The organism is Parvibaculum sp., from assembly GCF_040882025.1.
GTDB lineage: Bacteria > Pseudomonadota > Alphaproteobacteria > Parvibaculales > Parvibaculaceae > Parvibaculum.
Map to the genome: position 1 here is coordinate 1 of NZ_JBBECC010000003.1, position 9,246 is coordinate 9,246.

Sequence of the window (9,246 nt, forward strand, 5' to 3'; positions counted from 1 at the left end):
GATGCGGTTCGTCTGACCGGCGAGCTTGGTGTAGCTCGCCACGCGCTTTTTCAGGCTTCTGGCCTTGCCGACGTAGAGCAATTCCGCTTCAGCGTCGTACATGCGGTAGACGCCGGGGCTGTCCGGCAATGTCCGAACCTTCGCGGCGATCAGCGCGATGCCGCTCTTTCCGGAGCGGTTATGCGTCTTCTCGCCGGGGCCGGCAAGCGTGTCGGTAGACTTGTGTCCGGTGTCATCCATCACGGTCTGTATAGCATCGAGAGTGGTTCCGCGGTCGTGGGCTGCCTGTGGATAAGTATGTTGACACTTTCCGATTCCACGACGCTCGGAAATGCCAACTTCTTGTAATAATTAGGATTTGTGACAGCGACCGAAAACCACCTGTCATCTAAGGTATTGGAATATATAGGTTTTCTTGACCTAATTTAGCGATGCAGTCGCCGTGTTCAATTTCACCGGATGACCGGCGCCGGCTGCGGGCGCCACCGCGCTGCTGTGCACAAATCCTCCGTGTGCGGCGTTTGGATTGCCCAACGCGTTGATTCCATTGCCGCTTTCGGGCATCGATTTTTACGTCAGGAATGCGGGCGCACGCGCTCTATTTCGACGCCTACGCTCGACGCCTCCGGGATCACCGCCAGTTTTTCCACGCGCACCAACGCCATGCGCACCCGGTCGTCGGACAGACACGCGGCAGCGATGCGTTCGGCCAGCGTTTCGACGAGGTTGAGATGCCCCTCGGCGACGATCGTCTTGATGCGGTCGACCACCGTCGCGTAGCAGACGACGTTCGCCAGATCGTCACCATGCGCGGCCTCGGACACCGTCAGATCAACATTGACGCGGATCGGTTGGGCCGCACCGACTTCATGGCGAAAGGCGCCGATATGGGCGTCCAGGAGCAGGTCGCGCACGAAAACATGGCGAATGGCTTCCGCGGCATTGGCGATTTTCAGGCGGGTTACATTGTCGGACTGGGTCATGTCTGTCGGTCTCTTATTCGGGAACGCCGGCAACGTCGGGCGTTTCCCAGGCGAGGTGCTGGCCGCCATCAAGGGCAATCATCTGGCCCGTCATGGCGGGCGCGGACAGAATAAACCGGATAGCGGCGCAAATCTCCTCTGCTGTTGTACCCCGTTCGAGAATCGTGGAACGGCATTGCCGCAGGAAATCGGCCTCGGATTGACGGGCATTGATCATTGCTGGCCCGGGACCGATGCCGTTCACACGGATGCGCGGCGCCAGCGCACGGGCGAGCACCTGTGTCATATCCCACAGTGCCATCTTGCTGATCGTGTAGGAGAGGAACTTCGGCGTCGGCGCCCAGACACGCTGGTCGATCATGTTGACGATGTTGCCATCGGCGCCGGCCGGCAGTTGCGCGGCGAACGCCTGGGCCAGAAAAGCCGGGGCGCGCAGATTGGCATCCATATGCGCTGTCCAGCTTTCGGGGGTCATCGTCGCCACTTCGTCCTTTTCGAAGAGCGAGGCATTGTTGACCAGCAAGGTAAGGGGACCAAGCGTTGCCGTCGCCGCGGCGACGAGCCCCCGGGTTTCGGCCATGAGAGCAAGATCGGCGGCAAAGGCGGCGGCTCTGCCCCCCGTTGCCTCGATTTCGCGCACGACTTCCGCGGCATCGGCGGCGGAGCTGCGATGATGCACCGCGATCGTCCATCCATCATCCGCCAGCGCCAAGGCGATGGCGCGTCCGATGCGGTGCGCCGCGCCAGTGACGAGTGCGGTGCCTTTGGATGCGATCGCGGTCATTCGCTCAGAATCCGTTCAATCCGCTGGCGATGGCGGGTGACACATGGCCAAGCGCGAACATGGCGTAGAGATATACGCCATAGCCAAGCAGAAAGGCGGCGCCGGCTGTACGTCCAATTTTGCTTCCCCTCATGGTCATCGGCAACAAAAGGACGGCCGCACCCAGCATGACCCAGAGATGGAAGGTCAGGAAGTCCCTGTCGATGGGCAGTGGCGCTATCAATGCTGTGATACCGAGAATCGCCAGGATGTTCATGATGTTGCTGCCGATGATGTTGCCGACCACCACCTCGTCATTGCGGCGGAAGACGGCCATCATCGAGGTCGCCAGTTCGGGCAGCGACGTGCCGACGGCGATGATCGACAGGCCGATCACGGCATCGGATACGCCAAAAACATAGGCAATGCTGGTTCCGCTATCGACCACCAGTCGTGCGCCGATCGGCAATCCGGCAATGCCGAGAACGATTTTGAGCGCGATGAGACGTCGCGACTGAAGCGGCGGCGGAAGGACCCCATGCGGCAGGTCGCGCGCATCGTCCCAGGATATGTTTTGCGCGAACGCGTCATCGGGTATTTCAGCGACAAGCGGCGGCGGTTCGTGGGGGTTCATGCGGGCGTCCCAGGCCGAATAAACGAGATAGGCCGTCAGCAGGGCCAGCAAGAACAAGCCTTGCCAGAAGCCGAGCGGACCGATGAAGCAGAGGACGATCAGCAACACGCTTGCCGCCAGCATGATCAGCATGTTGTGCGGTACGATGCGGCCGGTGCAGGCAATCGGATAGATCAGGGCCGGCAGGCCGAGGATGAGCAGGATGTTGGCGATGTTGCTGCCGACGACATTGCCGAGAGCGATGCCCGGCACACCGGCAAGAGCGGCGCGCACAGACACAAGCAGTTCGGGCGCGGAAGTGCCGAAGGCGACAATTGTGAGAGCGATCAGAAGCGGGGAGAGACCGTAGCGGGCGGCAAGCGAGGTGGCGCCTCGAACGAGCAGGTCGCCACAAATGAGCAGAACCACAAGTCCGCCTATCAGATAGAGAAAATCCGGCAGCATCAGGCGCTATGCTCCCGGCCGGAGATACGATCCGCAATGCCGCCGTGGCGGGTTTTCAACCGAATAGCGATTTCGATCCCCTTGATCGTTGCGGGTCCGCCCCCGAACCCGTTTCCGTCGTGTCAGTGGCATATAGGGGGCATCGGCGTTTCTGACAAGAATCGGCGCCTTGACGCAAGGTTACGCTTCGTAAATTGCGTAGTGCTTGCGGGTCCGCTCGACGACCTCCCAAATCCCGCGGAAGCCGGCGGGAATTGCAAAAGCGTCGCCCGCCTTGACGGTTACGGGGTTGCCACCCTCCGGCGTGATACGGCTGACGCCTTCGAGGATGCGACAGAATTCGTGCTCCGTGTATTCAATCCGCCAGGCGCCCGGATCGCTTTCCCAGATGCCTGAAAAGAACTTGCCGTCTGGCGCCGTATAGAGGTTCCAGGTGCGGCTGGTCGGGTTGCCGCTTATCAGCCGCTCGGGGGCGGGTGCGCCGCGCTCGGGCGCGCGTCCTTCAATGTCGAAGGGGATCAAGGCCGGGGACATGGGGAACTCCGTGGAATGTCGCGATGAGCAAATCTAGCATGGCGATGCTGGCCGAAAGCTTGCTTGGTTCAGGTTGACGGCGAAGCTCTGTCCCGAATCGGGACTGGATAGCGCCGAAAACGGATGACGGATCGAAGATGAGTTTGGCGACGGACGAGACGGACGAGAAGAATTTGGCTCCCGCGTTGCCCCGACGGCGCGATTGCGGTGTGACGACGTCTTTCGCCGCGCGTCTGGCGCGGGCGGCGGGCGTTGCCGTCTATACGAGTTTCGAGGCTGCCGAACCCGTCTGGCGCGCCTTCGAGACCAAGGCCACCGGCACTGCCTTTCAGAGCTTCGACTGGCTTTCGGCCTGGCATGCCCATGCCGGCGCGAATGTCACGCCGGCGATCGTGGTGGTATCCAGGCAGAGCGAACCGTTGCTGCTTGCCCCTTTCGGCATCGAGCGCTTCATAGGCCTCAAGCGTCTCGTTTTCATGGGCGGGCGCATGGCCGACTACAAGGCGCCGCTGCTGGCGCCCGACTTTGCGTCGCGCGTGCCGGCAGGCGGCTTTCCCGCCATGTGGCGGCAGATTGTGAGGGCGCTGCCGCCTCACGATCTCGTCATGTTGACCGACCAGCCGGCGGCACTTGGCGCGCCGTTCGCGCCGGAACCCAATCCCTTCATGGAACTTGGCGGCATGGCGGCACCCGACGAAGCCTATGTTTTCGATCTGCCGGCGAGCTTCGAGGATTTTTCGCTGCGCTACCGCGCCGAAACGCGACGCATCGACCGCGCGAAAATGCGCAAGCTCGAAGCAGCGGGCGAGGTCACATTCCGCTTTGCCGAGACGCCCGAGGAATGCGTTGCGATGACCGCCGAAATTCTCGCGCGCAAGGCCGCTCAACTCGCCCGGCAAGGCATTCATTCGATTTTCAGCGAAGCGCAATATCGCGATGCCTATCTGGCGCTCGCCGCGCTGCCCGCCGGGCGGCGGCTGCTCGACGTCGCCGAACTTCGGCTCGATGGCCAGTTTCTCTCCGGCAGCATCGGCCACCTGTGGCAGGGCCGTGCGACGTTGATGGTGCATACCTATGAGGCGGGTGAGGCGGACAGGTACAGCCGTCAGTCGCCGGGCCGGATGCATCTTCTCAAGCTGCTGCAAGCGAGTATCGCGCGTGGCGACGCGGTCTACGATCTGTCGGTCGGTCATCTTCCCTACAAGGAAAGTTTCTGCGATACGCCGATGGAAATGCGTAATCTCGTTGTGGGTGCAAGCCTGCCTGGCGTTGCGGTTGCCGGAGCCGTCCGCGCGGCGTTGGCATTGAAGCGGCGCGTGAAGCGCAATCCCCGGCTGATGAGTTTTGTCGGCAGCGCGCGGGCTCGGTTCGGCCGGGCATGAACGCAGAGATCGTCGCCGGGGCGTGACTTCATATATTGGCATGTCTATTGCCAATTTAATTGGCGCGGCCTAGGCTTTCCTTCACCAGTGGAGGAAAGCCCTATGTCCCGTCTTACCGGCCCCCGGATTCTCGCGCTCGCGTTCGGTCTCCTCTACGCCATTTTCTGGTTCTGGTATGGCGGTGCCGGCCGGCCGCTGTCAGACGCGGAGATTGCGCGCTACATGGCGCGTCTCGATGCGCTGGCCGCCGGTGAGCAAAGCCCGCTCGGTCTCCGCGGCCCCCTTGAAGCATGGGCGCGTGCCGATGACGGGCGCGAATTCTTCATGGTCAATCTTATCGACGATCCCGCCGATCCGGCGGCGGCGAACGCCTACAATCGTGTCATCCTGCCCGAACTCATCAAGCGCGGCGGCGTTCCTGTGTTCATCTCGCGGCCTTTTGCGAGGTTTATCGAGCCGGCCGGCCTCGAAGGCTGGGACCAGGTGGCGATCGTGCGCTACCGGAGCCTGCGCGATCTTCTGGACATGATCACGGCGCCGGGCTCGGAAGATATCAAGCACCTGAAGGAAGCGTCGGTTTCGAAGACGCATGTCTTCCCGACGCATGCCGTCTTCAGCTTCATCTGGATGCGGTTCATCGCGGCGGTGCTTCTGGCCATGTTCGGCATTGCCCTGCATGTCGTGCTGCGTCGTTTCGATTGGTACGTGCGCGCCTGAGACCTCCCTTCAACCCGGCCGTTTGTCCCAGGGCTCCAGCGTGCCGGCGATGCGGCGGGGCAACGGCATTTCCATCTGGGCAATGGCGGCGGCTGAAATCTCCTCATTCGTCAGCCAGCGCGATGCGTTGCCCTCGCGCACAAAACCGAGGATCACCTGCGCATAGACGATATCCGGCTGACAGGCGAGGGCCTCTGCCCGCAGCGTCGCGATGGAGGGTGTGCCGTCTGTGCCGGTCAGGATCGAGCGGCTGCCCATCACTTCCACAAGAAGACCGCCCGGCGCAATCAGCGCATCGAGTGCGGCGCGCAAAAGCTCCGCGCGCGGGTGAATCCATGTCAGCGCCGTATCGAACGGCGCATGCGGCTCCAGCGCGGCGAGGAAGGCCGGCTCATCCTCATAGTTCTGCGCGATGCGCATCAGCTTCGCGTCGAGCATGTCGGCGCCAAAGGAAAATCCATCGGCGTTGCGCGAGACGAGGACAGCCTGCTCCGCGCGGGCAACACCATGCATCGCCGCGTTCTTCAACATGCCGGTGGTGCCGACCAGAAGGGTCTTCATCGGCCTCCCGACCGGCTGGAAATAACGGTCAACGCGCGACCACCTTGCGGTAGAGATGCCAGGTGGCGTGCCCAAGGACCGGCATGACGACAACGAGCCCCAGGAAAAGGGGAAGCGACCCGATCGCCAGGGCGAGGGCGACAACGAGACCCCAGGCCGCCATCGGCACCGGGTTCATCGTCACGGCGCGGATCGAGGTGCGGATCGCCGTGTCGAGCCCGACATCCCGGTCGAGCAACAGCGGAAACGAGACGATGCTGACCGTCATTGCGAGCAGGGCGAAGAGAAATCCGACACCCATACCGAGGGCGATCATTGCCCAGCCGGCGGGCGTCGTGAGCACGTCGCTGGCAAATGCCGCTATCGAAACGGGTGAGGCGGGCCCAAGCGTCAGCTCGTAAATCATCCATGCGGCGCCGAGCCAGGTGAGAAAGATCGCCACCAGAAGCAGGCCGAGCACCGCGATTGCGCCGATGGACGGCGCGCGCAGGACATCGAGTGCGTTGGCCCAGGTCGCGGGCTGGCCCTGCTCGCGCCGCCGGCTCATTTCATAGAGACCGAGAGCCGCGAAGGGGCCGAGGATGGCAAAGCCCGATGCGAGCGGGAAGAGCAGGGGCAGAACGTCGTTGGTGAAGGCGAGACGCGCCAGGACGAGGCCGATGATGGGGTAGAACAAGCAAACGAAAACGACATCCGTTCTGTAGGCGCCAAAATCGTCCACGCCCCGGGCAATGGCCTCGCGGATATCGTTGATCCCGATCCGCCGCACGTCCGGCGCCGGTGAGTGTATGGTTTCCTGAATGTGATGGAGCGCCGGACCGGCCATGCCGATCACCGAGGCCGCTCGGCCCAATTGTGTCCATCCCCATTCGACGGGGTTTCTGACGGTCATGGCATTTCCTCCCGAACCATTGGTTCGACGGCCGGAGGCTGCTTGCGGCCCGACGCCCGATTGCGGCGTCGCCAGTCACGAGAGTCTCGCGACCTTCAAAAAAACATTATACCGCATTCGGTGCCCGACGGAAACTCGCCGGGATCAATTCGTCAGATCGTTCCAGCCGTCGCGAAAGGCATGGCCGATCCGGGTGAAGAAGTTGCCGGTTTCCTTCGCGGCGTCGCGCGTGCCATGGCCGATTTCGGTGGTGACTTCGTCGGCCGTGTCGCCGACCACGTGCACGGCGTCGCGGGTGCCGTGGCCGATGGCCTTGGTCGCGTCCCGGGCGCCATGGCCGATGGTGCGGCCGCCTTCCTTGACGCCATCCACCGCCTGACCCACGGGCGAACGCTCGTTGCTGTCGCCGTCCTTCGCGAAGGCAAGCGCGCCGGCCAGCGGAATCGTCAGTGCAAGGATCGCGAGTATCGCGCGCATGTTTCAGTCTCCATGGATGGTCTCGTTCTCTCAAAAAAGGATAGGGAACGAATATGGCAAAAGCGTGCAGCTCAGAACATGCCCTCAGGAGCCTGTTTCTTCTTCCTTTTCCGCTCGATCATGATGCCCGGATAGCCCTTGAGCGGGGCCAGCGGTTCGCCGAGATAAGCCCAGTCGGGCATCTCTTTCAGGCCGGCGTGGTAGCGGGGTTCGCGGCCGACGCGGCTCGCGAAAAGAGCGCGGGGAATGTTGATGACGTGGCGCGAGCGGTCGCGCTCGTAGAAGAGGGGGGTGCCGCAGCGGATGCAGAAGCTGCGCGCGGTGCCGGGCTCTTCATAGCGGGTCACTTCGTCTTCGCCTTCGAGCAGGCGGAAGCGTTTCTTCCAGCTGCCGACCCAGCACATGGAGGCGGCACCCGTCGTTGCGCGTGTTGCCGCCGAATGGTCGTGCCAGGCCCACAGAGCCGGATACATGATTTCGAAGTGGACAGCGCCGCAGCGGCATTTGCCGGCGACCCATTCGGGATGTGCGAGGGTTCTCTTCTTCGTCGACTTCGGCACGTGTTGCTCCGGCGATCGGGGTTTCGGCGATCATAGGCCGGGACGGCGCCACCGTTGACGGAAACTTGATTTGCGATGCCCCAGCCACGCCGCCACATTGCGCGAACGAAAACAGAAATGGGGCGGAGACGATGGCTGAATTCATGGAAGCCTTGCAGGCGGCGAGCGCGGCGCAGGACGCCTATGTGGCGACGCTGCCGGTATGGGTGCGATACTGGATGTACTGGATGCTGGCCGTGCTGGGGCTCGGCAGTCTTGTCTTCTCCTTCTTCCGGTCCGAAGCGCGCTGGCTGCTGCTCGCCATGGTGGTGATGTTCCCGGCCACTATAGCTCTCGGCATGTATGCCGGCTGGAACAAGCTCTGGGGCGTCACGCATCTGGTGCTGTGGACACCGGTGGCGGTCCTCTTCATTCGCCGCTGGCCGCAAATCGACAAGCGCAGTGTCTATGGCGTCTGGTTCGTGCTGGCGCTCGCGACGATGCTGATCTCGCTAGTGTTCGATGCGAAGGATTTTGTCGAGTATCTGATGGGGATATGAGGACCTAGCGCCTCTTGTATTTCCCCGCGCGCGTTCCCGGCCTTCCGCTAGTGGAGCGGCCTTTGGGCTTCGTTGTCCGTGCGACGCTCTCCTCAACCGCCGATTGACGCGCCATCGGGTCGTCGGCGATCGCAAGTTCGGTCGCCTCAAGGCGTTTGATCTCGTCGCGCAGGCGGGCAGCCGTCTCGAATTCGAGATCGGCGGCGGCTTCCTTCATCTTGCGTTCGAGTTCGGCGATATGGCCGCGCAAATTGTGGCCGATAAAGGCTTCGTCGGCCTCGCCGGTGTCGATGCGCACATGGTCGCGCTCATAGACGCTTTCGAGAATGTCGCCGATGTTGCGGCGGATGCTCTCCGGCGTGATGTTGTTCTCGATATTGTAGGCGGTCTGTTTCTCGCGGCGGCGGTTCGTCTCCGCGATGGCGCGTTCCATCGAACCCGTGATCTTGTCGGCATAGAGAATGACACGGCCGTCGATGTTGCGCGCGGCGCGGCCGATGGTCTGGATCAGCGAGGTTTCGGAACGCAGGAACCCTTCCTTGTCGGCATCGAGGATCGCCACCAGCGCGCATTCGGGAATGTCGAGGCCTTCGCGCAGCAGATTGATGCCGATCAGCACGTCGAAGGCGCCGAGGCGCAAATCGCGCAGGATCTCGATGCGTTCCAGCGTGTCGATGTCCGAATGCATGTAGCGCACGCGGATGCCCTGCTCGTGCATATATTCGGTCAGGTCTTCGGCCATGCGCTTGGTCAGCGTCGT

At 62.6% G+C, this 9,246-nt stretch carries 13 protein-coding genes; 3 read left to right on the forward strand and 10 right to left on the reverse strand.

The window, feature by feature from the left end; all coding sequences use genetic code 11:
* The 5 genes from WEB61_RS00310 to WEB61_RS00330 all read right to left on the reverse strand — a co-directional run.
* A partial coding sequence (locus tag WEB61_RS00310; protein ID WP_368062329.1) for a GIY-YIG nuclease family protein occupies positions 1–240 on the reverse strand: 240 nt, incomplete at its 3' end.
* Between the two features lie 335 nt (positions 241–575).
* On the reverse strand, positions 576–983 hold the full coding sequence (folB, locus tag WEB61_RS00315; protein WP_368062330.1) for a dihydroneopterin aldolase: 408 nt from the start codon (positions 981–983) through the stop codon (positions 576–578).
* 13 nt (positions 984–996) lie between these two features.
* Positions 997–1,767, reverse strand: coding sequence for an SDR family oxidoreductase (locus WEB61_RS00320; protein ID WP_368062331.1), 771 nt, complete (start codon positions 1,765–1,767; stop codon positions 997–999).
* A gap of 4 nt (positions 1,768–1,771) precedes the next feature.
* Positions 1,772–2,824 (reverse strand): calcium/sodium antiporter, encoded by a 1,053-nt coding sequence (locus WEB61_RS00325; RefSeq protein WP_368062332.1) that lies wholly within the window; start codon positions 2,822–2,824, stop codon positions 1,772–1,774.
* Between the two features lie 180 nt (positions 2,825–3,004).
* Entirely contained in the window at positions 3,005–3,358 is a 354-nt protein-coding gene (locus WEB61_RS00330; RefSeq protein ID WP_368062333.1) for a cupin domain-containing protein, read from the reverse strand.
* Positions 3,359–3,495: 137 nt separating this feature from the next.
* On the opposite strand from WEB61_RS00330, the gene WEB61_RS00335 reads away from it, so the two are divergent.
* Positions 3,496–4,740, forward strand: a complete 1,245-nt coding sequence (locus WEB61_RS00335) for a GNAT family N-acetyltransferase (RefSeq protein ID WP_368062334.1) — start codon at positions 3,496–3,498, stop codon at positions 4,738–4,740.
* A 102-nt stretch (positions 4,741–4,842) separates the two neighbouring features.
* Complete coding sequence (locus WEB61_RS00340) at positions 4,843–5,457, forward strand: hypothetical protein (protein WP_368062335.1); 615 nt, start codon at positions 4,843–4,845, stop codon at positions 5,455–5,457.
* A 9-nt stretch (positions 5,458–5,466) separates the two neighbouring features.
* Here WEB61_RS00340 and WEB61_RS00345 read toward each other — a convergent pair whose 3' ends face one another.
* The 4 genes from WEB61_RS00345 to WEB61_RS00360 form a co-directional block, all read right to left on the reverse strand.
* Positions 5,467–6,018 (reverse strand): hypothetical protein, encoded by a 552-nt coding sequence (locus WEB61_RS00345; RefSeq protein ID WP_368062336.1) that lies wholly within the window; start codon positions 6,016–6,018, stop codon positions 5,467–5,469.
* 28 nt (positions 6,019–6,046) lie between these two features.
* Positions 6,047–6,910: a DUF2189 domain-containing protein gene (locus tag WEB61_RS00350; RefSeq protein ID WP_368062337.1), complete on the reverse strand. Its 864-nt coding sequence runs from the start codon at positions 6,908–6,910 to the stop codon at positions 6,047–6,049.
* Between the two features lie 144 nt (positions 6,911–7,054).
* A complete protein-coding gene (locus WEB61_RS00355; protein ID WP_368062338.1) occupies positions 7,055–7,387 on the reverse strand; it encodes a hypothetical protein in 333 nt (110 codons plus the stop codon).
* Between the two features lie 71 nt (positions 7,388–7,458).
* On the reverse strand, positions 7,459–7,947 hold the full coding sequence (locus WEB61_RS00360; protein ID WP_368062339.1) for a GFA family protein: 489 nt from the start codon (positions 7,945–7,947) through the stop codon (positions 7,459–7,461).
* Positions 7,948–8,078: 131 nt separating this feature from the next.
* Here WEB61_RS00360 and WEB61_RS00365 point away from each other — a divergent pair, with 131 nt between their 5' ends.
* Positions 8,079–8,486 (forward strand): hypothetical protein, encoded by a 408-nt coding sequence (locus WEB61_RS00365; RefSeq protein ID WP_368062340.1) that lies wholly within the window; start codon positions 8,079–8,081, stop codon positions 8,484–8,486.
* Positions 8,487–8,490: 4 nt separating this feature from the next.
* Here the strand turns inward: WEB61_RS00365 and WEB61_RS00370 are convergent.
* Positions 8,491–9,246: helicase-related protein (locus WEB61_RS00370; protein WP_368062341.1), on the reverse strand; the 756-nt coding region annotated here is incomplete at its 5' end.

Coding starts and splice junctions, on each gene's coding strand:
- folB (WP_368062330.1), bottom strand. CDS start 983: ATGACCCAGTCCGACAATGTAACCCGCCTGAAAATCGCCAATGCCGCG.
- WEB61_RS00320 (WP_368062331.1), bottom strand. CDS start 1,767: ATGACCGCGATCGCATCCAAAGGCACCGCACTCGTCACTGGCGCGGCG.
- WEB61_RS00325 (WP_368062332.1), bottom strand. CDS start 2,824: ATGCTGCCGGATTTTCTCTATCTGATAGGCGGACTTGTGGTTCTGCTC.
- WEB61_RS00330 (WP_368062333.1), bottom strand. CDS start 3,358: ATGTCCCCGGCCTTGATCCCCTTCGACATTGAAGGACGCGCGCCCGAG.
- WEB61_RS00335 (WP_368062334.1), top strand. CDS start 3,496: ATGAGTTTGGCGACGGACGAGACGGACGAGAAGAATTTGGCTCCCGCG.
- WEB61_RS00340 (WP_368062335.1), top strand. CDS start 4,843: ATGTCCCGTCTTACCGGCCCCCGGATTCTCGCGCTCGCGTTCGGTCTC.
- WEB61_RS00345 (WP_368062336.1), bottom strand. CDS start 6,018: ATGAAGACCCTTCTGGTCGGCACCACCGGCATGTTGAAGAACGCGGCG.
- WEB61_RS00350 (WP_368062337.1), bottom strand. CDS start 6,910: ATGACCGTCAGAAACCCCGTCGAATGGGGATGGACACAATTGGGCCGA.
- WEB61_RS00355 (WP_368062338.1), bottom strand. CDS start 7,387: ATGCGCGCGATACTCGCGATCCTTGCACTGACGATTCCGCTGGCCGGC.
- WEB61_RS00365 (WP_368062340.1), top strand. CDS start 8,079: ATGGCTGAATTCATGGAAGCCTTGCAGGCGGCGAGCGCGGCGCAGGAC.